This is a genomic window from Aquamicrobium defluvii (assembly GCF_004363725.1).
Classification (GTDB): domain Bacteria; phylum Pseudomonadota; class Alphaproteobacteria; order Rhizobiales; family Rhizobiaceae; genus Mesorhizobium; species Mesorhizobium defluvii.
The window spans coordinates 22,953-47,291 of sequence record NZ_SNZF01000010.1 but is presented as its reverse complement, the minus strand read 5'-3'; the positions used below and the strand labels follow the sequence as shown (position 1 = coordinate 47,291).

General features: G+C 64.6%; 19 protein-coding genes and 1 pseudogene. 2 read left to right on the top strand and 18 right to left on the bottom strand.

What is annotated here, in order from left to right:
* Nucleotides 1-242: 242 nt before the first annotated feature.
* The 3 genes from DES43_RS09395 to ahpC form a co-directional block, all read right to left on the bottom strand.
* The gene (locus DES43_RS09395) at nt 243-1,166 is read right to left on the bottom strand and encodes a LysR substrate-binding domain-containing protein (protein ID WP_035027609.1); all 924 of its coding nucleotides are present in this window, start codon (nt 1,164-1,166) and stop codon (nt 243-245) included.
* A 13-nt stretch (nt 1,167-1,179) separates the two neighbouring features.
* Nucleotides 1,180-2,748: an alkyl hydroperoxide reductase subunit F gene (gene ahpF / locus DES43_RS09390; RefSeq protein WP_035027607.1), complete on the bottom strand. Its 1,569-nt coding sequence runs from the start codon at nt 2,746-2,748 to the stop codon at nt 1,180-1,182.
* Between the two features lie 106 nt (nt 2,749-2,854).
* On the bottom strand, nt 2,855-3,418 hold the full coding sequence (gene ahpC / locus DES43_RS09385; protein ID WP_084496521.1) for an alkyl hydroperoxide reductase subunit C: 564 nt from the start codon (nt 3,416-3,418) through the stop codon (nt 2,855-2,857).
* A gap of 24 nt (nt 3,419-3,442) precedes the next feature.
* Here ahpC and DES43_RS22675 point away from each other — a divergent pair, with 24 nt between their 5' ends.
* Entirely contained in the window at nt 3,443-3,844 is a 402-nt protein-coding gene (locus tag DES43_RS22675) for an AMP-binding enzyme (RefSeq protein ID WP_133675042.1), read from the top strand.
* Nucleotides 3,845-4,042: 198 nt separating this feature from the next.
* On the opposite strand, the pseudogene DES43_RS09375 reads toward DES43_RS22675, so the two are convergent.
* The 9 genes and pseudogenes from DES43_RS09375 to DES43_RS09335 form a co-directional block, all read right to left on the bottom strand.
* Nucleotides 4,043-5,660, bottom strand: a pseudogene (locus tag DES43_RS09375) (FGGY-family carbohydrate kinase).
* 57 nt (nt 5,661-5,717) lie between these two features.
* Nucleotides 5,718-8,099: an aldehyde dehydrogenase family protein gene (locus DES43_RS09370; RefSeq protein WP_035027601.1), complete on the bottom strand. Its 2,382-nt coding sequence runs from the start codon at nt 8,097-8,099 to the stop codon at nt 5,718-5,720.
* A 10-nt stretch (nt 8,100-8,109) separates the two neighbouring features.
* Complete coding sequence (gene deoC, locus DES43_RS09365; RefSeq protein WP_035027598.1) at nt 8,110-9,063, bottom strand: deoxyribose-phosphate aldolase; 954 nt, start codon at nt 9,061-9,063, stop codon at nt 8,110-8,112.
* 10 nt (nt 9,064-9,073) lie between these two features.
* The gene (gene rbsK, locus DES43_RS09360; protein WP_035027595.1) at nt 9,074-10,051 is read right to left on the bottom strand and encodes a ribokinase; all 978 of its coding nucleotides are present in this window, start codon (nt 10,049-10,051) and stop codon (nt 9,074-9,076) included.
* A 3-nt stretch (nt 10,052-10,054) separates the two neighbouring features.
* Nucleotides 10,055-11,161: an aldose 1-epimerase family protein gene (locus tag DES43_RS09355; protein WP_035027591.1), complete on the bottom strand. Its 1,107-nt coding sequence runs from the start codon at nt 11,159-11,161 to the stop codon at nt 10,055-10,057.
* A complete protein-coding gene (locus DES43_RS09350; RefSeq protein WP_035027588.1) occupies nt 11,158-12,168 on the bottom strand; it encodes an ABC transporter permease in 1,011 nt (336 codons plus the stop codon). Before DES43_RS09350 ends, DES43_RS09355 begins: the two co-directional genes overlap by 4 nt.
* A gap of 17 nt (nt 12,169-12,185) precedes the next feature.
* On the bottom strand, nt 12,186-13,163 hold the full coding sequence (locus DES43_RS09345; protein WP_035027585.1) for an ABC transporter permease: 978 nt from the start codon (nt 13,161-13,163) through the stop codon (nt 12,186-12,188).
* 8 nt (nt 13,164-13,171) lie between these two features.
* A complete protein-coding gene (locus tag DES43_RS09340; RefSeq protein ID WP_035027582.1) occupies nt 13,172-14,668 on the bottom strand; it encodes a sugar ABC transporter ATP-binding protein in 1,497 nt (498 codons plus the stop codon).
* A gap of 96 nt (nt 14,669-14,764) precedes the next feature.
* Nucleotides 14,765-15,811: an autoinducer 2 ABC transporter substrate-binding protein gene (locus tag DES43_RS09335; protein WP_035027578.1), complete on the bottom strand. Its 1,047-nt coding sequence runs from the start codon at nt 15,809-15,811 to the stop codon at nt 14,765-14,767.
* A gap of 315 nt (nt 15,812-16,126) precedes the next feature.
* Between DES43_RS09335 and DES43_RS09330 the strand changes: the two genes are divergently transcribed.
* Entirely contained in the window at nt 16,127-16,837 is a 711-nt protein-coding gene (locus tag DES43_RS09330) for a DeoR/GlpR family DNA-binding transcription regulator (protein WP_035027575.1), read from the top strand.
* 282 nt (nt 16,838-17,119) lie between these two features.
* Here DES43_RS09330 and DES43_RS09325 read toward each other — a convergent pair whose 3' ends face one another.
* From DES43_RS09325 to DES43_RS09300, 6 genes are all read right to left on the bottom strand, one after another.
* Nucleotides 17,120-17,902 (bottom strand): SDR family oxidoreductase, encoded by a 783-nt coding sequence (locus DES43_RS09325; RefSeq protein ID WP_035027571.1) that lies wholly within the window; start codon nt 17,900-17,902, stop codon nt 17,120-17,122.
* 36 nt (nt 17,903-17,938) lie between these two features.
* The gene (locus DES43_RS09320; RefSeq protein ID WP_245264726.1) at nt 17,939-18,889 is read right to left on the bottom strand and encodes an allantoinase PuuE; all 951 of its coding nucleotides are present in this window, start codon (nt 18,887-18,889) and stop codon (nt 17,939-17,941) included.
* Nucleotides 18,886-20,562: an ABC transporter permease gene (locus DES43_RS09315; RefSeq protein ID WP_166647724.1), complete on the bottom strand. Its 1,677-nt coding sequence runs from the start codon at nt 20,560-20,562 to the stop codon at nt 18,886-18,888. Before DES43_RS09315 ends, DES43_RS09320 begins: the two co-directional genes overlap by 4 nt.
* Before the next feature lie 27 nt (nt 20,563-20,589).
* Nucleotides 20,590-22,134, bottom strand: coding sequence for an amidohydrolase family protein (locus DES43_RS09310; protein WP_035027555.1), 1,545 nt, complete (start codon nt 22,132-22,134; stop codon nt 20,590-20,592).
* A 289-nt stretch (nt 22,135-22,423) separates the two neighbouring features.
* Nucleotides 22,424-23,464: an ABC transporter substrate-binding protein gene (locus tag DES43_RS09305; RefSeq protein ID WP_133675040.1), complete on the bottom strand. Its 1,041-nt coding sequence runs from the start codon at nt 23,462-23,464 to the stop codon at nt 22,424-22,426.
* A gap of 104 nt (nt 23,465-23,568) precedes the next feature.
* Nucleotides 23,569-24,057: an ureidoglycolate lyase gene (locus tag DES43_RS09300; protein ID WP_166647723.1), complete on the bottom strand. Its 489-nt coding sequence runs from the start codon at nt 24,055-24,057 to the stop codon at nt 23,569-23,571.
* Nucleotides 24,058-24,339: the final 282 nt, after the last annotated feature.

Below are 24,339 nucleotides of genomic sequence, written 5' to 3'. Positions count from 1 at the left end.
ACAACAAAGCAGCCGGGCGCAGATGCACCCCGCTCGCAGCGAACGGCTCCTCCCTGTTCACGTATGTTTCGAAGCAGCCCCCCCCCCGACTGCTGTCCGGGCCCGCAGTGCCTGACGCAAATCCCGTGGGCGGCCAGGCTTAAGGCAACCTTAAGAGCCGAAAAAACGGAGGAACGGTCCGGACCGTGCGTCTGGTCCGGCCAGCATAGCGACTTCCGGAACATGCAGCCGGACCATCGGGCTCATGCGGACAGGCGGCCCTGCCCTGCCGATGCCATCAGATCTGCGGCAACCGTGGCGATCAGTTCCGACAGGCTCTCCATCAGATCGGTCGCGCCGCTTGTCTTGCGCCAGAACAGGCCGATGTCGCGCCGGAAGTCACCCGACTCCAGAGGCAGCAAGGCCATGCCGCCCGAAGCGACGGGACCGACGCAGGCAAGTTGCGGCAGCAGCGTGATGCCCATGCCGGCGATCACCATCTGGCGCAGCGTCTCGAGGCTCGTACCGCGAAAATCGTCATATTCTCGCGCGCCGTATCGGCGGCACAGGGTCAGCGCCTGGTCCCGCAGGCAATGGCCTTCTTCCAGCAGCATCAGGTGCTGGCTCGAAAGCGCATCGGCAGGCGCCTGCGTCCGTCCGGCCAGCTCATGCCCGCAAGGCACGGCCAGATGCAAGGGTTCGCTGAACAGTTTCCGCCCCGTCAGGTGCGGGTCGTCGACGGGCATCGCAAGCAGCACCGCATCGATCTGGCCATCGATCAGCCGCCGCAGAAGAATGCTGGTCTTTTCTTCGGTCAACAGGATTTCCGTGGAAGGAAAGCTGCGCATGAAGCGGGGCACGACATGCGGCAGAAGATAAGGCCCAAGAGTCGGGAAGACCCCGAGATGCAGGCGGCGCGTGCCGCTGGCGGAATGCCTGGCGGCTTCGTCGCGCAATTGCGCCACTTCGTCGAGAATGGTGCGCGCGCGCCTGACCGTCGCTTCGCCGGCCTGTGTCAGGATCAGGCCGCGCGGCGAACGCTCGAACAGCCTGACGCCAAGCTCCCGCTCCAGCTTGCGGATCTGTGCCGACAGCGTCGGCTGGCTGGCATGGCAGACTTGTGCCGCACGATGGAAGTTGCGCTGGTCGGCCAGCGCAACGAGATATTCCAGCTCGCGCAGGTTCATCGCATATCCTGCCTCAGGCGGCCCGCTCCCCGGCGGGAAGACGGATGAGATAGTCGAAGGCGGCGAGCGATGCCCTTGCCCCCTCGCCCATGGCGATGACGATCTGCTTGTAGGGCGCGGTCGTGCAGTCGCCGGCGGCGAACACGCCGGGCATCGATGTCGCGCCATGCCCGTCGACGACGATCTCGCCGCGCGCGTTGAGCGAGAGCGTGCCCTTAAGCCATTCCGTGTTGGGCACCAGGCCGATCTGCACGAAGATGCCCTCGAGCGCCAGATCCCGTATCTCACCGCTGGTTCGGTCCTCATAGGCAAGGCCGGTGACGCGCTTGCCGTCGCCCTTGACTTCAGTGGTGCGGGCGGAGGTGACGATGGTCACGTTGGGAAGGCTCTTCAGCTTGCGCTGCAACACCTCGTCGGCGCGCAGCACCTTGTCGAACTCGAACAGCGTGACATGGCCGACGATTCCGGCAAGATCGATCGCCGCTTCCACGCCGGAGTTGCCGCCGCCGATGACCGCGATGCGCTTGCCCTTGAACAGCGGGCCATCGCAGTGCGGGCAGAACGCCACGCCCTTGTTGACGTACTGTTCCTCGCCCGGAATGCCCATCTTGCGCCAGCGTGCGCCGGTGGACAGCACCACCGAGGTACCTGTCAGCGCCGCGCCGGAAGCGAGCGTCACCCTGAAGCCGTCGGCGACCTGCTCAAGCTTCGTCGCCTGCTGGCCGTTGACGATGTCGGCATCGTATTCGCGCACATGGGTTTCGAGCGCGCGCGCCAGCTTCGGCCCTTCCGTATGCGGCACGGAGATAAGGTTCTCGATCGACATGGTGTCCAGCACCTGCCCGCCGAAACGCTCGGCGACGACGCCGGTGCGAATGCCCTTGCGCGCGGCATAGACGGCTGCCGCCGCGCCCGCGGGGCCGCCGCCGACGATGAGCACATCGAAGGGGGCCTGCGCGTTGATCGCCTCGACGGCACGATCCGCCGCGCCGGTGTCGACCTTCGCCAGGATTTCCTCCACGCCCATGCGCCCGGCACCGAAAGGCTCGCCGTTGAGGAAAATGGTGGGAACCGACATCACCTGCCGCTCGGAGACTTCCGCCTGGAACAGGGCGCCGTCGATGGCGACATGCTCGATGCCGGGATTGAGCACGGCCATGAGGTTGAGCGCCTGCACCACATCGGGGCAGTTCTGGCAAGAGAGGGAGAAATAGGTTTCGAAGCGGAAACCGCCCTTCAGCGCCCGGATCTGGTCGCTCAGCTCCTTCTCCACCTTTGGTGGATAACCGCCGACCTGCAACAGGGCCAGCACCAGCGAGGTGAATTCATGGCCGAGCGGGATGCCGGCGAAGGTCAGGTGGATGTCCTCGCCCGGCGAGGTCAGCGCGAAGGACGGCACGCGCGCGCCCGACGTTTCGCCACGCTTCACCGTGATCTTGTCCGACTGCTCGCGGATCTGGTCGAGGAGTTGCAGCAACTCGCGCGATTTTGCGTCGTCGCCGGCATAGGCGACGATTTCGACCGGACGCACCAGACGTTCCAGATAGCCCTTGAGCTGGGTCTTCAGATTGGCGTCGAGCATGGCTGATTCCTCTGCGAAGTGGCGGGAAAGCGTGCGGGCTTTTCCTGCATCTGCGGCCGGGCCGCCACAGGCTGGCGGCGGTCCGGTTACACGTCGTTCCGAAGCGTCAGATCTTGCCGACGAGGTCGAGCGAAGGCGCCAGCGTGGCTTCGCCTTCCTGCCACTTGGCAGGGCAGACTTCACCGGGATGCGCGCGCACATACTGCGCGGCCTTGATCTTGCGAACGAGGTCGGACGCGTCGCGGCCGATGCCCTCGGCGGTGATTTCCATCGCCTGGATGACGCCATCCGGATCGACGATGAAGGTGGCGCGGTCGGCAAGGCCCTGACCCTCACGCATCACGCCGAAATTGTTGGTCACGACACCACTGGGGTCGCCGATCATCGTGTAGTTGATCTTGCCGATGGTGTCGGAGGAATCATGCCACGCCTTGTGCGTGAAATGGGTGTCGGTCGAAACCGAATAGACCTCCACGCCCATCTTCTGAAGCTCATCATAGTGATCGGCGACATCGCCGAGCTCGGTCGGGCACACGAAGGTGAAGTCTGCGGGGTAGAAGAAGAACACCGCCCACTTGCCCAGCACGTCCTCATCGGTGACGGAAATGAACTTACCCTGGCGGTAAGCCTGCGCCATGAAGGGCTTGATCTTCGAATTTATGGTGGCCACTGCGCACTCCTTTCAGAACGGTTCGTGGTCGATATAGATGTCGCAGCGCAGCACGTAAAATCGATTGATTCCCGAAAATTGATAGACGCGATCTATCGGATCGATCAGCGGGGCCAAAACCGCGGAAATCCGCCTGATTTTCGCAAGGTTTGCCTGTTTTTCAGTGAGTTGCGATTTTGCATATCTGCCATGCAGCCGCCGGCTGCGGCATTTTTCAACAGGCTGGGTGAGGAGGTGGTTGCCTTCGTGGTGAGGTCGCCGTCGTTCGACGTGGCGCCGGAGCAGGTCATCGCGCATTTGCAGGAACAGCTCGCGCCCTACAAATACTCGCGGGAGGTCCATCTGGTGGCGGAACTGCCGCGCGGGCCGACAGGCAAGATTCATAAAGAACGGCTTGTAATGAAGGCGCTTGACGCTGCCTGGTAACAGGCGTCCAGACCCTTATTTTGCCGGCCTGAACCGAAAGCAAAATCTTCCATTCGAGCAAAGGTGCGAAGCCATGAGCGAACCGGGCCCGCCAAAGGCGCTGGCCGGCTTCCTCGCACTGCTTCGCGACCTCGACAGCCCGCATTGTCGAGGTCGCGGGCAGCCAAGGCCGCCTGACGTGGGCGCGCTACATCAGCCTCACGGCATTTCCTCCTCGCAAGCGCGCAGGGAGCGGCCGGCTTCCTGCAAGGCGACGAACGCCCTGTAGCGCCGCTCATGCAGGGTCCGGCATTCCGGCGCAGGCAGGGTCGTTTCGCCAAGGCCCGAAAGTGTGCGCATTGCCGTTTGCAGGTCCGGCACCGCACCCGCCGCCACGGCGGCGGTCATCGCGGCGCCGAGCAGCACCGGCTCGGGCGAAGCGCATGTGCTGACCGGCAAGCCGCAGGCATCGGCCAGAAACTGCCGCACCAGAGCGCTGCGCCCGGCCCCGCCGCTGACGACCACCGTTTCAGGATCGGCGCCCTGCCGGCGCAGGGTGTCGACGATCTGCCTCAGTCCGTAGCCGACCGAGATCACCGCCGCCGCATAAAGGCGGATCAGGCTCGTTTCGTCCTCGGCCATATCGAGCCCGGCGATGATGCCTCGCATATCGGGATCGGCGAAAGGCGCGCGATTGCCGAGGAAATCGCCCACCACATGCACCTCGCCGAGAAGCCGTGCCAGCGGCATGGTTTCGAGAAGTTCGACCGCCCTTCCCTCCAGCCATCCCGTCAGGCTCTTGCCGGCCGCTTCGGCCTTCGCGGCAGCGGCGGCGGCAAAGGCATGCCGGCGCACCACATGGTCGATGGCTGCGCCCGCCGCCGACTGGCCGCCTTCCGACAGCCACAGGCCAGGCACCAGCGCGGAATAATAGGGACCCCAGACGCCGGGCACGAACATCGGCGCGGCGGACACGTTGAGCGTGCAGGCCGATGTGCCGAACACATAGGCGAGCCGCTGTTCGAGCTTGCCCGGAACCCCGTCCGCGCCGATCGTTCCCAGTGCGCCAGCATGGGCGTCGATCAGGCCCATGGCGACCGGCGTGCCGGGCGCAAGGCCGAGAGCGCGCGCGGCGGCCGCGCTCAGCCCTTCGGGAATGGCGGCGCCAGGCGGGCTTATGCGGTCGCCGATGCGGATGAAGCCCTCATCCGCCAGCGCACCCAGCCCGATCTCGCGAAAAAAGGCATCGTCCCAGCGCTCCTCATGGGCGAGATAGGTCCACTTGCAGGTCACCGTGCAGGTGGATCGCCACAGGCTGCCGGTCGCGCGCCATGTCAGGAAGTCGGTCAGGTCCATGAAATGGCCGGCCCCGGCGAAGGTCGCGGGCAGTTCCTCGGCCAGCCACAACAGCTTCGGCGTCTGCATTTCCGGCGATATCCGGCCCCCCGACATAGTCGAGAACCCGAGCGCCGGTGGCGTTGATGCGCTTTGCCTGCGGCGTAGCGCGGTGGTCCATCCAGACGATGACGTTGCGCGCGTTTTCGCCTTCCGCGTTGACGGCGAGCGGACAAGCCTGCCGGTCGAGCACGACCAGCGAGCAGGTGGCGTCGAAGCCGATGCCCGCCACCTGTTCCGGCGCGATGCCGGCCTGTGCGCACGCCGCGCGCACGCTGGCGGCGACCGCCGACCAGATGTCGTCGCTCGATTGCTCGACATGATCGGGCCTCTCGCGCCACATCCGGATCGGACGACTGGCCGACCCGAGCAGCGCGCCGCTTTGGTCGAACACGCCGGCGCGCGCGCTGGCGGTTCCGACATCCACACCTATGAAATGCATGGCGTCATCCGCTCCATCCTTGTCGACCGGCCCCGGCCGGGTCAGGCTCCGCCCGCATCAGGCCCCATAGGGCACCCAGATCGTCTTGACCTGCGTGGCCCGGTCCATCCAGTCGCGGCCGCGTGCAACCATGTCCTGAGACCAGTCGAGCGACAGGCCGTCATTGGTCCACACCTGCTTCAGGTTGCCGGCCGAAAGCGCTTCGACCGCCGCGGCCCCCTCCGTGGTTCCGTGATACCAGATGCCGTCGACGGCGTCGTGCCCGGCCAGCGTTGCGGCCAGCACGTCGCGCTCGCCCGTAACCAGATTGACGACTCCGCCCGGAAGGTCCGACGTGTCGAATATCTGGTAGAGCGGCTGCGCGACCAGCGCGTGAGCGGGCGACGGCACGGCGACGACCCGGTTGCCGGTGGCAATCAGCGGCAGGACGAGCGACATCAGCGCCAGCAGCGGCGACTGGTCCGGGGCCAGCACGCCGACCACGCCGACCGGCTCCTTCAGCGACAGCGTGAGATGGCGCGGCCTGGTGGCGTGGATCGCGCCATCGTCCTTGTCGGCAAGGCCGGCATAATAGAAGCAGCGCTCGAGCGTCTGGCACACCTCCGCCTCGGCCTGCGCTTTTGAGGCGCCGGTCAGCCGCTGCACCAGACCGGCCAGCTCCACAGAGCGCGCCGAAAGGTTTTCGCCGAGAAAGAACAGCACCTGCGCCCGGCCATGGGCGTTGGCCGCCCAGCCCTTCGCCTTGATCGCGGCCTCGACCGCATTGCGGATGTCCTTGCGGCCGGAAACCGGAGCAAGGCCCAGGACCTCGCCCTTGGGGCCGCGGATGGCATAGCTTGCGCCGCCGTCCGGCCGCGCCTGCTTGCCGCCGATATAGTTCTTCATGGTGCGGTCGATGAGCGCGGCGGCCGCACCATCGGTTTCGGGCAGGGCGGAAAAGTCTGCCGCGACGGGCTTGAGCGGCGCAGGGCGGCCGGCCTTCGCCCGTTGCAGATAAAGTGCCATGCCCTCGCGCGCGCCCTCGCGGCCATAGCCGCTTTCCTTCATGCCGCCGAAGGGCGCGTTGGCGTCGAACATGTTGGTGGCGTTGATCCACACCACGCCGGCCTTGACCCGCGCCGCCAGCTCGGTGGCCGCATTGATGTTCTCGGACCAGATCGAGGCCGAAAGCCCGTAGGCCGTGTTGTTGGCGAGCTCCACGGCCTCGTCCACGGTGCGGAAGGTGGTGGTGACCGCGATCGGCCCGAAAATCTCGACCTGCGAAACCGTTGCGGAAGGTTCGGCGTCGGCAAAGAAGCCCGGCGCGATGTAATGGCCCTTGGGCGGCAGCGGGCAGGACGACTGCTCCAGCGTATAGCCCTCGGCAAGGGCTCCCTTCAGCAGACCTTCGATGCGGGCCTTCTGGCCAGCCGACACGATGGCGCCCATGTCCGTCGACTTGTCGAGCGGATCGCCGACCCGCACACGCTCCATGCGGGCGCGCAATTTGGTAAGGAACCGCTCGGCGACGCCCTCCTGCACCAGAAGGCGCGAGCCGGCGCAGCAGACCTCGCCCTGGTTGAACCACACGCCCTCGACCACGCCTTCGACGGCGGCATCGAGATCGGCGTCGGCGCAGACGATGAAGGGCGACTTGCCGCCAAGCTCCAGCGACAGCTTCTTGCCGGACCCTGCCGTCGCGCGGCGGATCTCGCGGCCCACGGCCGTCGAGCCGGTGAAGGCGATCTTGGCGATGTCGGGATGGCGCACGATCAGCGCTCCGGTCGCGGCCCCGCCATGGACGATGTTGACGACCCCCTTCGGCAGGCCGACCTCGACCAGCAGCTCGGCGAAGGCGATCGCCGTCAGCGGCGTCAGGTCGGCGGGCTTGAGCACCACCGTGTTGCCGGCGGCCAGCGCGGGCGCGATCTTCCATGCCAGCATCAGCAGCGGGAAGTTCCACGGAATGATCTGGCCGCAGACGCCGAGCGGCTCCAGCCCGGCGAACTCGGTCCCGGCCGCGGCCGCCCAGCCGGCATGGTGGTAGAAGTGCCGGATCGCCAGCGGAATGTCGGCATTGCGCGTCTCGCGGATCGGCTTGCCGTTGTCGAGGCTTTCCAGCACGGCGAAAAACCGCTCACGCTGCTGCAAATGGCGGGCGATGGCGTAGAGATAGCGGCTGCGCTCGAAGCCCGGAAGCTTCGACCAGCGGGGAAAGGCTTTCGCCGCGGCGGCGACGGCGGCGTTGATTTCCGCCTCCCCGGCCGCCGGAATGCGGGCGATCATTTCGCCGTTCGCCGGATTCTCGACCCTGATGCCGGCAGCGTCCGCGCCGGTGAAGCCGCCGTCGATAAAATGGCCGAAGACGCGGCCATGGCCCTCGAGCCACGCCAGCACGTCCGTCGCGGCCTCCGGGGCGGGTCCGTATTCCATGGTTTCCATGATGTCCCTGATGTTCATCTGCCGGACCTCAGCTCAGTGCGTGGTGATCGGCGCTGGCGTAGCGGCCGGTGACGTGATGTTCGAGCTGGCGCTCGATGTCGGCGAGCATGGAGGATGCGCCAATGCGGAACAGGTCTGGCTTCAGCCACGGGCCGCCCAGCTCCTCCTTCATCAGCGCCAGCCAGGCCAGCGCGTCCTTTGCCGTGCGCAGGCCACCGGCCGGCTTGAAGCCGATGCGGAAGCCGGTCAGCTCGCCATAGTCGCGCAGGGCGCGCAGCATGGTGAGCGAGACGGGCAGCGTGGCGTTCTCCGTCTCCTTGCCGGTCGAGGTCTTGATGAAATCGGCGCCGGCCTGCATCGCCACCATGGAGGCACGGTACACATTGGTCAGCGTGCCCAGCTCGCCGGTGGCCAGAATGGCCTTCATGTGCGCCTCGCCGCAGGTCTCGCGCATGGCGCGCACCTCGTCATGCAGCGCCTGCCAGTTTCCGAGCAGCACATGCTCGCGGGTGATGACGATGTCGATCTCGCGGGCGCCCTGCTCCACGGCATAGCGGATTTCCGCCAGCCGCTGCGGCAGCGGCGTGAGCCCCGAAGGGAAGCCCGTGGCGACGGAGGCGACCGGGATGCCGGAACCCTCCAGCGCCCTCACCGCATGCGGCACCATGGTCGGATAGACGCACACCGCGCCGGTGGTGACGGCATCCACCCCCATCGCCTGCATAAGGTCGGGGCGGACGGGCTGCCTTGCCTTGGCGCACAGGCGGCGCACGCGGCCGGGCGTATCGTCGCCCGCCAGCGTGGTCAGGTCGATGCACTGCACGGCGCGCAGCAGCCAGGCGGCCTGATAATTCTTCTTCACCGTGCGTCCGGACGTGATGGCGGCGGCGCGGCGCTCGGCCGCCGTCCGGTTTATCTGCACATCCTCGAACCATTCGCGCCGGAGCGCGCAGCCGGGATTGCGTTCATGGGTTTGTGACATGGATGGGCTCTCATGAAGCGGAGGCGGAAAGCGCCTCACAGAAGGTCTCGAATTCCTCGGCGGATGCATAGGATTTCTGGGTGCCGCGGCGGCCCACGGATTGAGCGGCGTAGCGGGCCGCCCGGTTCAGCGCGGTTTCGACATCGCCGGTGGCCGCGAGGAAATGGGCGAAGGAGCCGATAAAGGCGTCGCCCGCCCCGGTGGTGTCGACCGGCTTGACCTTCACCGCCTCTATGGTGGTGACGGCATCGGCGGTGACGAGGCGCGCGCCACGCGCGCCGAGCGTGACGATGACAGTCCCGACGCCCTGCGCGATCAGGCTGCGCGCCGCCGTTGCGATTTCCTCCTCCGTGCCGGTCGGCAGGCCGGAAAGAAGGGCAAGCTCGCTTTCGTTGGGAACGAGGAAGCTGAGGCTGCGCAGGTCGGAGACATCGAGATCGGCCGAGGCCGGCGCGGGGTTGAGAATGGTGCGCACGCCCCATTCCGCCGCGCGGCGCAGCGTATGGCGCACCGTTTCCAGCGGGATCTCGAGCTGCATCAGGATCAGGTCGGCCTTGCGCAGCATGTCGGCGGCTGCATCGACATCGGCGGGTGAAAGCTCCGCATTCGCGCCCTTGACGATGAGGATGGAGTTTTCACCGGACGGCTCGACGAAGATCGGGGCGACGCCCGACGATTTGCCCGCCACCTTCTTCACATGGGTGGTGTCGATGCCGTTTTCGGCAAAATTGCGCAGCGTGTTGTCGCCGAAAAGATCGTCGCCCACCTTGGTGACCATGCCGACCCGCGAGCCAAGCCGGGCAGCCGCGATCGCCTGATTGGCGCCCTTGCCGCCGCAGCCGATCTCGAACTCCGGTGCCTCGACCGTCTCGCCGGGCGCGGGCATGACGGTGACATAGGTGATCAGATCCACCATGTTCGAGCCGACGACGACGATGCGCCCCGTTCTATTGGCCAGTCCGCTGCCCGTTTCGGTCGATGACGCCATGGTTCAACCCTCGTTCATGTCGTTGATTTCGGAAATTGCGTCAGGAGCTTCCGCGGCGCTCAGATAGCCGAGCTTCACGGGGAATCGCGCCACCTCGCCCGGGGCGAGCAGGCGCACATGGCCCTTGGCCTTTTCGGCGGTGTAGCCTTCGGGCTCGCAGGTGGAAGGCAGCGCGAACGCCGCCACCTGCGCATCGCCGTCATTGAGGATCCAGCGCACGCAGTGCGGCAGGTCCTGCGGCCTGTAGGAGACGGAGAAGGCGTCGCGGCCCGGCAGTTCCATCACCAGCCGGGTGCGGCCCTCGGCATCGCGCCCCAGCCCGCGAATGTAGAACACCTGCTCGGGGCTGTAGAGCTCCGGCTCGTCGAGCCTGCGCATGCGGGCGGGATTGCGGCCGAGGTCCTCCAGCAATTCAAGAAACGCACGCGAGGGCGTGACATGGCCGGGGATCGTCTTGCGCACCACCGTGCTCTGCGATGAATAGCCGGCCGGCTGGTGAATCTGCGCCCCGGCCACGAAATCGAAATTTGCATGGAGCATGTACATCAGCTCCATCTCGTGCGCGGAGAGGTTCTCGACCACCATCTCGACGTCGATCAGCCCGCTGTCGGCGTGGAGCCGCACGCGGGGGCGGGCCACGTAATGCGGGCCGAAGCCCATCACATATTCCGCATGGCCGCCCACCTCGACAAAGCCGCCTCCGGCGTCATGGCCGAAGCGCAGATGCGCGCTGTCCATGCGCGTCACCGGCATTTCACCGTGCAGGGGATGGGTGTCCTGCGGGCCGGGCGTGCCGTTGCGCAGGACGCCGGCGTGATAGGCGAAGGCGCCGTAGGTTTCCAGAATCGAGGCGCCGTTGCGCGGATAGGGAAACACATTGCCCATGGTCAGGCGCCGCCCGTCGAAAACCGCGTCCCAGATCATCTGGCCGAGGAAGGGCAGCACCACGACATGCCCGCGCGCATTAGCGATGCGCAGCCCTTCCACCGACGAGGGGTAGCGGAATGCGGTGACGGAAAAGGCCCCGCTTTCGGCGATCAGGCGTTCGCCGCTGGCCGGAAAGACGTCCGGCTGGAGATGAAGGACGGTATCGCCTGCGACAGCACTCATTTCGGCGACCTCAGATAGTTGATTGCAATCACCAGAACCAGGAACGCGCCCCACACTGCATCGATCATGAAGTTCGACACGCGCATGATCTGCATGCCCGAAGACAACAGCATCAGCGCCACGAGCGCCAGCAGAACGCCCGCGACCCGCCCCTTGCCGCCGGCCGGATTGGTGCCGCCGAGCACCGCGATCAGCACCGCCTGCAGGAGGTAGGAGGAGCCGAAATCGGCCTTGGCGGAATTGGTGCGGCCCGACAGCAGGATGCCGGCAATGGCGGCCATCAGGCCGGTCATGGCGTAGCTGTAGAGGATCATGCGCGAGGAGCGGATGCCGGCGAAGACGGCGGCGCGCGCATTGGTGCCGATCAGCATCAGGTTGACGCCAAGATGGGTGCGGCGCAGCACCACCGCCACGACCACGGCAACCACGATCAGGATCCAGAACGGAGCGGCGATGCCAAGCAGCTTGCCGGTGCCGATCCACGTCCATGCCTGCGGATAGCCGGCGATGGCGGGACCGCCGGTCAGCACCAGCGCAAGACCAGCGAACACCTGCCCCGTGCCCAGCGTCGCCAGGATCGGGATGATGCGCAGGCGCGCGATCAGGACGCCGTTCAGAAGCCCGGCCGCCAGCCCCACCGTCAGCGCGATCAGCACGCCCATGATCGTGTGCAGCACCGCCCCTGCCCCGCCGGCGGCGATGGATTCGGCCACCGCCGGATGGCGGAAATAGATGCCGGCGGTGATGGCGGCGAGATTGGCGATCGCCACGATCGACAGATCGATGCCGCCCGTCAGCATCGCCACCATCATGGCGATGCACAGGATTCCCAGCTCGGGCATCACATAGGAAATCGACTCGAAATTGTAGTAGCGCAGGAACTTGTCGGGGTTGAGCCCCGCCATCACCGCGAAGATCAGCAGCGTGATCGCCGCGAGCTGTACGATCGCCGCGTCCTCGCCGAGCAGGCGGCGGATGAGGGGTTTGCGTTCGGCTTCGACTGCCATGTTCTTTGCCTCCCCGCTCAAACCAGTTTCTTGCGGTCGCGCCAGGCGGTGATCGCGGTGGCGGCGATGATGATGACGCCGACGACGACCCGTTGCCATGTGGTGTCGACCTTCATCAGGATGAGCGAATTCTTGATCATGACGAGCGTGAACACACCTATCATCGTGCCCAGCACCGATCCGCGCCCGCCGAAGATCGACGCTCCGCCGAGCACCACGGCCGCGATCACGTCGAGTTCCAGCCCGATGAAGTCGCGGGGATTGGCCTGCCAGATCATCGAGGCATGAAGCAGCCCGGCAAAACCCGCCAGCAGGCCCGCGGTGCAATAGACGAAATAGATGGTGCGGCGCGTGTTCACACCGGCACGGCGCGCCGATTCCGGATCGCCGCCATAGGCGTAGACCGAGCGGCCCATCATGGTGTGGCGCAGCACGATGTGCATGACCACCGCCACTCCTATATAGACCAGCACCATGGCGGTGAGGCCGACTGTCGCCCCGTTCTGCGCCGTTACGGAGACGAGGTCCTGCTTGCCGAAGGCGATCAGTTCCTTCGGCATCTTGTTGATGTTGACGATGGAGGTGCCGAGCAGGCCGAGCACCAGCCCGCGCACGATCGAGGCCGTGCCGAGCGTCACGATCAGCGGGATCATCCTGAAGCGCTCGATGATGAAGGCGTTGAAGGTGCCGAGCAGCACGCCGATGACCGAGGCCGCGATGAAGGGCAGCACCACGCCGTCATAGTCCAGCGCCACCATGGTGCGCACCGTGATGTAGAGCGCGGCGGCCGAGATGGCCGGAAACGAAACGTCGATGCCGCCCGAGATCATGATCAGCAGCACGCCCAGCGCCATGATGCCGATGACCACATTGGCCCTTGCAAGGCTGAACAGGTTGTCGACGCCCCAGAAGGCGGGGTTGATCAGGCCGATCAGCAGCATGACCACCACGAGAACGGCGGCGATCACGGCTTCAGTCGATTGCAGGCTCCTCATGTGCCGCCTCACCTCAGCGCCTTCAGGCTGTCGTTGATGTTGTCCTCGGTCATGTCAGCGCCCCGGAACTCCGCCACGAAGCGCCCCTCGTGCATGACGTGGATGCGGTTGCAGTTGCCGGTCAGTTCCGGCACATCGTCCGAAATCATCAGGACGGCCAGTCCTTCCTTTTCGGCGAGGTCGCGGATGATGCGATGGATCTTGGCTTTCGAGCCGACATCGACGCCCACCGTCGGCCCGTTGAGAATGAGAATCTTCGCGCCGGTCAGCAGCCAGCGGCCCAGCATCACGCGCTGCGCATTGCCACCTGAAAGATTGCCCACCGCCGTATCTGGCGAGGGGGCCGCGATCTGCATGTCGCGGAACATCTGCCCGGTCTTGTCGCGCATCGCCTTGCGGTCGAGGAACAGCCCGCTGCGCAGCCGTTCCAGTATGCTGACCACCATGTTGCGCTCGATGCTTTGCGTCAGGAACAGGCCCTCGCTCAGCCTGTCTTCCGGCACATAGGCGATGCCGAGAGCGATCGCCTCCTGAACCGAACGCGGGAAGACGTCCCTGCCGGCGACGCGAAATGTCCTCGCAACCGCCTTTTCCATGCCGAACAGCGCGCGCGCCAGTTCGGTACGGCCGGAGCCGATCAGGCCGGAGATACCGACGATCTCGCCGGGCCGCAATTCGAGGCTCACGCCATGGACGATGCCCGCAACACGCAGGTCTCCGACTTCCAGCGCCGGGGCCGCAGCCGGATCGATTTCGGGCGCATAAGGCTCCTCATCGAGTTCCAGCCCGGTCATGGCGCGGGTGATGGCGGGCTCGTCGAAGTCGCGCATTGCGCCTTCGGCAACCTTCCTGCCATTGCGGAAAACGGTCAGCCTCTCGGAAATCTCCAGCATTTCGCGCATCTTGTGGCTGACGAACAGGATGGCGATGCCTTGCGCCTTCAGGTCGCGGACGATGGCGAACAGCGCGTCCACCTCATGGCGGGTGAGCGCCGTCGTCGGCTCGTCCATGATGATCAGCCGCGCCTCGGCAAGGATCGCGCGGGCGATGGCGACGATCTGCTTTCCCGATGCGGGCAGGCTCTCGACATCGGCATCGATGTCGATTTCCACATCGAGACGGGCCAGAACCTCGCGCGCCATGCTGCGGGCGCGAGGCCAGTCCATACGCTTGCGACCCTCCAGCAGATAGGTGTTGAGGGCAAGGTTCTCGGCCACCGTCAGGTTCCCGAACAGGGAAAAGTCCTGATAGATGACCTGCACGCCCCTGTGCACGGCCTGGATGGGATCGAGCCGGCCGACGGAGTTGCCGTCGATCAGGATTTCGCCTTCCTCCGGCGTGTAGATGCCCGACATCACCTTGATGATGGTGGACTTGCCCGAGCCGTTCTCCCCGGCCAGACAATGAATCTCGCCCGGGCGGATGGCGATGGACACGTCGTCCAGAGCGCGCACGCCACCGAAGCGCTTGCTGATGTTCTTCAGCTCTATCAGATACTCGGACATGATTTTTCCGGCAGGCTGAGAGGGGAAACCTCGCCTTCAGACGACTGGGTGCAGGCCGGCGCCGGCAGGAGTGCGGCGCCGGCCTGCACGATAGGGTCAGAAGTCGTACTGGTCCATGTTCTCGGCAGTGACGCCGACCCAGCCCGCGCCGTACAGCAGGTTCGGGCGGTCCGCTTCCGGCGCGGTCAGCGATTCATAGCCGGCGAGGCCGAGGTTGAGGCCAGCCTTGATCTGGTCGCCCTTGCCCTCCAGCGCCGCCACGGCAAGGATGTTCATGGCATAGCCGGCCACGGCCGGGTCCCAGAACTGGATGTACTGGATGTCACCGTTGGCGAGATATTCTCCCGCGACCGACGGCAGGCCGGTGCCGGCGAAGAACACCTTGTCCTTGAGCCCGCCTTCGGCGATTAGGCGGCCAGCACCTGCCGAGGTCGGCATCGGGGCGCCGAGGATGCCGGTGATGTCGGGATAGGCGGTCATCGCCTCCTTCAGCTTGGTGTAGTCGGTGGCGGCGTCGTCATAGGTCTCAAGCCGGTCGCCGACCATTTCCATGTCCGGGAAATGCTCCTTCTGATAGGCGACCGCGCCGTCGATCCACTCCATCTGGCTCTTGGAGGTCAGCGAGCCGACGGTGGTGACGTATTTGCCCTTGCCGCCCGTATATTTGCCAAGCTCCTTCATCAGGTTCGCGCCATAGGCGAGATTGTCGAAGGCTTCCAGATCGTAGTCGGTGTTGGTCAGGTTCGAGGCTTCGTGCGAGATCACCACGATGCCGCGCTCGCGGGCCTTCTTCAGCACAGGTTCGACCGCTTCCACCGAGAAGGGCACGACAGCGATGGCATCGACGCCCTGCGCAATCAGGTTTTCGATGATCTGCACCTGAGCCGCGGCGTCTGCCTGGCTCGGGCCGACCATCCACACATCATGCCCGGTATCGGCCTTGAACTGCTCGACGCCGTCGCGCATGCGGTCGAACCAGGCGATACCGTCCACCTTCACGACGGTCGCAATGGTGTACTTCTTGTCATCCTTGGTCGTGATCAAGTCCTGATTGACCTTGGACGTGTCGACGATCTGGTCCGCCAGCGCGGACGATGCCATCAGCGACAGGGCCACGGAAGCTGCCGTCAGCAGAGCTTTCATTCTCGAATCCTCCTCTTTTGGAACCGGACCGCAGCGAGCGGGCCGGCCACGAATGCCGATTGAACCAACTCAATATGAGAAGCATATTGATCAATTCGCATCAATATGATCATGATTGATCATAACTGGCAACCCTCCTGCACCCTTCCGTCCTGGGGAAAAAACGGTCCGACCGCTTTACACCCCCCGACAGCGGGGCCGGTTCAGGATAAAGGAATCCGCAGACGGAAATGCGCAAAGCGCCGGAGCGCATCTGAAGGATCGCGAAAAAGGCGTTCGCAATAAACGTGAAGCATCAGGCGCTGGAGACTGTACGTGGCAAGACCTTCCGGACGAACGGCCCGCATCAAGGCGCTCCGAAAGCTCTGCTCTTCCGGCGCAATCGTCCATATCGCCGACGCGGCGAAGCAGCTCGAAACCTCCGAGATCACCATTCGTCGCGATCTGAGCGACAGCGACAGCGGCATTCTCTGCCTCGGCGGCTATCTGATGTTCGCCAGCGACAATGGCGAGCGCTATTCCCTCTCCCATGCACAGGGCACCAACACCCAGGCCAAGACGGAAGCGGCGTTGCAGGCGGCCACGCTCATAGCGCCGGAGGATACGATCTTCATCGACTGCGGCTCCACCCTGCCCCACCTCGCCGCCCGGGTGCCGCAGAATGCCAACGTCACAGTGGTGACGCAGGCGCTCAACATCGCAGAGATCATCGCGCGGCTGGAGGGAGTGAACCTTGTTCTTCTGGCCGGCATGTATCACGCCGAAAGCGGCAGCTTCAGCTCGGAGACGGCGCTGAAGATGCTGAAGGAAATCAACATCACCAAGGGTTTTTTCTCGGCGGCCGGCGTCCATGAAAAGGAAGGCGTCACCTGTTTCCATTTCCATGAAGTGGCCGTGAAGCGGGCGGCGATCGCCCGCTCGCAGCGGCGATTCCTTGTCGCGGATCCCTCGAAATGGGGCAAGCTGCGCCCGGCCACCTTTGCCCAGCTGAACGAGTTCGACGACTGGATTGGAAGACCGGCCTGAGACTCACGCCGTTTGCGCGCCGGCGACACGCTCCATCCGGCAGCAGGCAACGAATTGAAAGGCGGCCTCGTTCGGTGCCCACGCCCGAAGCCATGCATGGCGGGGTTTTATCGTCGTATGTGCCGGCGGATCAATGCCGCCGTCGAACGGCGCGGCGGCTTTCCGGTTGCGGAACACGGCATCTCACGCCGGTGCTCCGACTTGTCCGGCGCGTTGCGCGCTGACCCGGCCGGTCACGGGCGATGCCATTGCTGGGCAGCATGCCGCCGGGAGGTGCCGCGATCAGATACCCCTCACCATGCCGCCATCGACGCGCAATATCGTACCTGTGATGTAGCGCGCCCTCTCGCTCGCCATGAAGGCCACGGCGTCGGCGAATTCCTCCGGCCTGCCATAGCGCCCCATCGGGATGGCGGCGCACGATGCCTGCGCGATCTCCTGCGGCGTCTTGTTCGCCCGCATGGCGGCAAGCCTGTCCAGCTCGTCGGTTCGGCCGGTGTGTATACGCCCCGGAACGACAGAGTTGACCGTGATCCCGTCGCTTGCCACTTCGCCCGACAATGTCTTCGCCCATCCGACGAGCGACATGCGCAGCGTGTTGGAAATACCCAGATTCGGTATCGGCTGCACCACCCCGGAAGAGAGTATGTTGACGATGCGTCCCCATTTCCGCTGGCGCATGCCAGGCAGAAGACCGGCGGCAATCTGCATGGGAGCGTTCACCATGGTGTCGAACTGGCGACGCCATGTATCGGCGTCGACTGCCGGGATCGGCCCGGGGGGCGGGCCGCCGCCATTGATGACGAGGATATCGATGCCCCGTGCACCCATCCTCTCCACCCATCCGGCCAGCAAGGCGGAATCGGAAAGGTCGATAAGCTCGGTTGCGACGTCTTCAGCGCCATCGGCGCGAAGAATTGCGGCGGCGGCGGCGAGGCGCTCCGGCGAACGGCCCGTCACTATGACGGACACCCCTTCCCGTGCCAGGGCCTGGGCTGCCGCGCGCCCCAATCCCTGACTGGAGCCCAGAACAAGCGCCGTCCGCCCCCTGATACCGAGATCCATGATCGACCCTCCATTCCTTGGGCAAGAAAACAGACTTTATCCGTCGAGACCGGAGTTCGGTGGATGCCTGCGAAGCCAGTGGCGGGCTATGTCAGCACGCGTACAGATCCAGACACGGTCATGACCCTTAATATGTTCGATGAAACGGCGCAGGCCATGCGCGCGCATCGGATGGCCTGCAAGCCGCGCATGCAATCCTATCGACATCATCCGGGGCTGGGCTTCACCCTCCTCATAGAGATAGTCGAACGCCTCCCGCAACATGGTGAAATATTCTTCGCCCGTCGAAAGCGCACCGCTGGCGAAGCGGCTGTCATTGGTGGAAAAGCTGTAGGGTACGACCAGATGCTGTTTGCCCGAAACTTCGGTCCAGAAGGGCAGCTCATCGCTGTAGCAGTCCGAGTCGTAGAGAAACCCGCCATGCTCCACGAGCAGCCTGCGTGTGTGCGCGGAAGGCCCGAAACGGCAGTACCAGCCTTCCGGCGCGCGCCCGACGGTGCGCTGCAACGATTCCACGGCCCGCGCGATGTGCGCTCGCTCGCGTTCCTCATCGAGGTGAAACGGCTCCTCCCAGCGCCAGCCGTGGCAGACCACGTCGATATCGCTGTCGGCAATGGCCCGCGCCAGTTGCGGATTGCGTTCCAGCGCCAGCGCGCAGGCGAATGCGGTAAGCGGAATGTCGTGTTCCCTGAACAGTCGCAGCAACCGCCACACGCCGACTCGGCTGCCATATTCATACATCGATTCGAAAGCGAGATCGCGATGGCCCGGAGGCAGGCGGCCGCCCGGAACCTCGGCCAGCCCGATTTCCGAGCGTGGGTCTCCGTCGAGGGGCGAGTATTCGGCGCCTTCCTCGATGTTGAGCACGAACTGCACGGCCACCCTCGCAGCACCGGGCCAGCCGGGATCCGGCGGATTGGCGCCGTACCCCACAAGGTCGCGCGGGTATGACATCGGGTTTTCCATATGCTCGTCCAACAGTCTCATGCCGGCGCTCCCCTCGCGCGTCCCAGCAGCCGGGACAGGAACAGGGCAGCGAAGATGACAGCCGCCTGTATCAGTGACAGCGCGGCGACATTGGTGAAGGAGCTGTGGGCCCACAGGTCGAAGACGGCCACCGACAGCACCACCGTCTTGCTGTTGTAGAGCAGCGCGGAGGCGGTCAGTTCCTTGGTCACGGAGATGAACAGGATTGCCCAGCCGGCCCACAATCCCGGCGCCAGCAGCGGAAAGGTGATGGTGCGCAGCACACGGCCCCAGGAAGCGCCCATGACGCTGGCGCACTCTTCCAGGCTCTTGTCGATCTGCACCAGCGTCGCTGAAATGGCCCGGATGCCGTAGGGCAGGAAGATCGTCAGGTAACAGATCAGCAGGATCCACAAGGTTCCGTAGATCGGGATCACCGGAATGCTGGTCCACGCCCACAGAAGCCCGACGGAGAACACCACCGCCGGGACCGCCACCGGTACCATCGACACATATTCGAGAAGACGCCGGCCGGGCAGGTTCGTACGATGCAGCATCCAGGCGATGATCACGCTCAGCAAAAGGATGATCGCACTGGCCGAGAAGGCAAGGATCAGCGTGTTGCCGACAGCGATCTTCGTGGCGGAATGCTGGTATATGACGTGGTTGAAGTTCTGGAGCGTGAACTGGATGTATTCCGGATCGTAGACGATCCACTCCACCAGGGACGCAAACAGCAGAATTCCGATGGGCAATATCACCGCAATTGCCACATAGAATACCACGAAGCCGAACAGGGGCAGGCGCCAGCCGCGCGCGTCGATCAGCTTGGGGCGAAAGCCGCGTCCTGTGACCGTGGTGTATTTCTTCTGGCCGAGCACCTTGAATTGCAGATAGACGCCGACTGCCGTGAAAGCGAACAGCGACAGGCCCATGGCCGAGGCCGCGGCGTAATCCGGCTGGAAACCGGTCACATATTCGTAGATGCGCGTTGTCAGCACGTGATATCCGTTCGGGCTGCCCAGAATTGCCGGAACGCCGAACTGGCCGACAGCCAGCACGAAGACCAGAAGGCTGCTGCCCAGCATGGCCGGCATGATGAGCGGCAAGGTGATGCGCAGGCTGGTGCCGAACTGGCCGCTGCCAAGCACCTGGGAGCTTTCCTCCAGCGAAGGGTCCATGGAACGCAGCGCGCCGACCGCGAAGAGGAACGGGAACGGAGCGAAATATATGCCCATCACCCAGATGATGCCGAGCGGCGTGTAGACGTTGAACACCGGCTCGTCTGCCAGCGACCATCTCATCAGCAGCGCGTTGAGCGCACCGCCCTCGTTGGGAGACGCAAGCAGGGCCCAGCCAACGGCGCCCATCAGCGGGGTCAGGTAGAACGGGATGACGACCATCTGCTCCAGCAGCCCGCGAAAGGGGATGTCGGTGCGGGCGATGATCCACGCCAGACCGACGCCGAAAATCAGCGCCAGAAGCGTGCTGCCGACGGCGATGACGATGGAATTGTAGAGCAGGTCGAGATTGTCGAAGAGAACCAGATAGCCGCGCAAGGCATCGTGAAGTCCCCCGCCCTGCGGTATGGGCTCGAAGCTGGACAACACCAGCATCACGAGCGGATATCCGACCAGGAACAGAACGATTGCCGTCAGGCCCGCGAATGTGCCGAGTTTCAGCTTGTCGGTCATGGGCATCCCCCGATGGTTGGCGTTCGGCTATTGCCGCGCATTCATGTGATAGAAGGGCCGGCAGCAGCTGCAACCGTGCTGTGGATCAGCATCATAGAAGCTGGCGGCATGGGGCTTGAGGCGGCGCGCCAGATCGAGCTGCGCCTGTTCGTCCCCGTCGCGCGGCACGGCGAGAGCCGAAGCCAATTCATGCAGAACCGCCTTCTTGTCGATACGGGTGAAGCGCCCGTCGCGCAGGATGGGCTCGCCGGCGACGATTACGGTATCGACATCGCGCGATCTGGCCCGGCGCAGCACCGCTTCGAGCACCGGGACCTCCTCGTCGAGATAGGGATAGGCAATGGTGCGCCAGTCGAACAGCACCATATCGGCCGCTTTTCCAGGCTCCAGCGTGCCGATGCTGGCGCCGAACGGAGTGGTCTGCGCGCCATGTTCCGTCGCCATGCGAAGAACCTGGCCCGCTGTCGGAACGCGGTCGTGCATGCCGGGCTCCCGGTGCAGGTTCAGCACCAGCCTCATCTCCTGCAGCATGTCGCGGTCGTCGTTGATACCGGCCTCGTCGATGCCGATGGCAACCTTGACTCCGCCGGCCTCGAACGCGTTGAGCGGTGCGATGCCGTCGCGCAGGCGCAGGTTGGAGCTGGCGTTGTGGCAGATCATGGTGCCGGTTTCGGCAGCCAGTTCGATATCGGCTTCGGTGAACCAGACCCCGTGGCCGATCGTCATGAGGGGACCGAGCATGCCGAGATCGTGCAGATAGCGCAGCGGCGATCCCCCGCTCCGCTGCTTTGCATATTCCTTCTGGTATACGGTTTCCAGAAGATGCATGTGCATGGGCACCTGATGACGCAGCGCGCAATCGCGAACGAGTTCGAGAGCCTTGTCGGAGCACCAGTGCAGGTTGGACGGCGCAAGCTGAATCCTGACCCGCTCCGAATTCCTGTGCTGGTCGTGAAGCGCCTCGAAGAGCGCGATGTTGTCCTCGAGCGGGATGGACTGCGCCCGCAGAACCGGCCCAAGCAGCGCCCCGACATCGTCCGGAAGCCTGGCGATGTATTCCTCGTCGGCCATGTATGAGATGCGGTTCTGATCGCGCACCGAATGCGAATAGGACACGCGCATGCCCACCGCGCCATAGGCGTCGATGACCCGGTTCGCCGCCGCCGCCATCTGCTCCACGGTGCCGCCCAGGCGGTTGTGGAGGTGCTGGACCGTCGTCACCCCGGATTCGACCAGTTCGAATGCCGAATAGAGCGTGTCGAGGTAGAGATCGACCTTGCGCTTGCCGAGGCGGCTTATCCACCACGTCTCAAGCGCGTCATCGACCGCTCCCAGTTGCAGAGGCGTCAGCCCGACATGGTGGTGGCTGTTGACGAAGCCCGGCATCACCACATGATGCGGTGACCCCAGCACCTCATCGACCGGATACCTGGCTGCCAGGTCCCCGGCATCGCCGATCTCGACGATGACACCGTCACGCTGGTAGACGGCTCCTCCCTCGACGATCTCGACCGTATGGCGATCGAGAGCCCGGGTGATGACCAGTTTGCTGCGGATCAGAGACGAAACCATATGCGACCTTCCGGTGAATGCGCGCCGGGACCTATGACGGCATCATCAAAACCTGCGCCGCTTCCACGGCGCGGAAAGGGGCAGGAGCCACGAGACTGCAAGCACCGCCCGCCGCCCGTTCATGCAAGTAAAGCAGGCTGATAACGACGATGTGGACGGCGAAACCCAGCATCGCCGCAGATGTCGGCGGCGCAGTGCAGTGCCTCGCCCGCCGTCTGCGGGACCGGCTCATGCTCCGGAACCGCAGGCCGTTCCCGGCGAACGGAAACCCGCCCGCCGGGCCCACGCTTCACTTGGCGAGCATTTTCCATTCTTCGATGAAGGCGCTCTTGCTTTCCAGGAGATTCTCATAGGAATCGGGCAGAAGCTGCTTGAGGTCGGCCAGTTTCGGGCTGCCCTGCGGTGGATCGACGTCGGCGCGCGCTGAATAATCCCCGATGGAATCGACCATCACCTGCTGACCCTCGCGCGACAGCACCCAATCGACGAACAGCCTTGCCGCATTGGGGTGGGGCGCATCGTTGAGCACCGAAATCGGCTGGACGCCGATGGGCACCCCTTCCTGCGGCCACACGCCCTGGAATGGCGTCTTCTTCTTCTGGGTGTAACCCCATACGAAATAGCTGGTGGTTTCGCCGGCCAGATGCAGTTCGCCGCGCAGCACTGCTTCGACAATGGCAACATTGCCGCCATAGATCACGGGATTGTTCTCAGCCACCTTCGGCCAGAAATCGTCGCCCATCGTCTGCTTGAGAATATACCACTGGAGATGCTGAAGGCCCGATGTCGAGTCCTGGAAGCCGATCTTTCCCTTGTATTTCGGGTCGGTCAGCACCATCCATGAGGTCGGGGCGTCCTCGTCCTTTATGCGGGTTTTGCTGTACCCCATGTTGAGGGTCGAAATGCGCCACCCGGTCCATATTCCGGGGTTCTTGTAGGCATCGGCATACGCATCCTGCTCCGGCGTGACATAGGTCGCGATGCGGCCCTGCCCGTGCAATGTAAGCACCGTGCCCATGTCGCCCGTATGGAACACATCGGCGATCTTCCGTCCGGCGGCGATTTCGGCCTGCAGCTTGGAAAGCACCTGCCCTGCCGTGCTGGTATAGTATTCGCTCACGTCGATGAACGGATACTTCTTGTTGAAAGCGGACAGCATCCGGCTGGCGAGATCATCGGGCGCACCCGTGTACCAGACGAGCTTGCCCTCCTTGCGCGCCCCCTCGACCAGCGCGTCCCGGTCGAATGTTTCCGCAGCCGCCGCACCGCACCAGAGCAACAGCCCTCCCATGACGGCAAGCGCGGCCTTGCCGAGTTTCATTGACACCATAGCACTCCTCCCTATCGGCTTTTTCGATGTCTCTATATAAAATATGATATTCCATATTCCATAATTTTAGTCAAGCGCGGTCTGCCTCCCCTGAAGGCACTCGATCAGGGTTCGTCACACGGAACTGCGACTTCAAGCGCTTCGGGCAGCTCGAAAAGCTCGAGGTCGTCTCGCATCGAATGGCAATTGCGCGCGGCCATGTAGGAGCCGGGCCTGTCCAGCAGGTGCATCGGCGCATGCCAGACTCCCTTGCCGTAACACACGGCTTGCTGTGAACGGGCGACGAAGGCGGCAAGCCGCGACAGGTCCGGTTCGCCGTTGACAAGGCTCGGGCAGACCACCACCAGAAAACGTGACAGATCGACCGGCACAAACAGCTGGGCCGAGAGCCGGTGCCTCTCCAGATATCCGATGCGAAGCGGGGCAGGTGTCTCGGCCTTCCCGGCATAAGCGAGATTGAGGGGACGGCCATGACCACCCTGCTCGCCGAACCATGCAGCCTCCACCCTGGTTCCTGACGGACGCAGCACCTGCCCGACTGTTCCATACGGGATGAAACGCTCCGGCTCGAGCGGCTTGGCCTGGATTGTCACGATCCGCTCACTCCTCCAGGATGCATGGACATCCGCCACGGTGGGCGCCTTGCGCCACAATTTCTACAATCGATCCCCGGCATTTCATCGCCGGCTCCGGACAATGCGGGCGAAACATGCAGGCCCCGCCACGTACGGCTCGTGGCCGGCCGCAGGTGCGGTTCGCAGAACCGGCTCGAACGCGGGCCCGTTCCGGCCAAACGCGACGCGACCTCTCAAGGCGCGGCAATGTGCCGGCGGCCGCAATCCGCGCTTTCTTCCGATCTTCCATGTGCCCCCGGT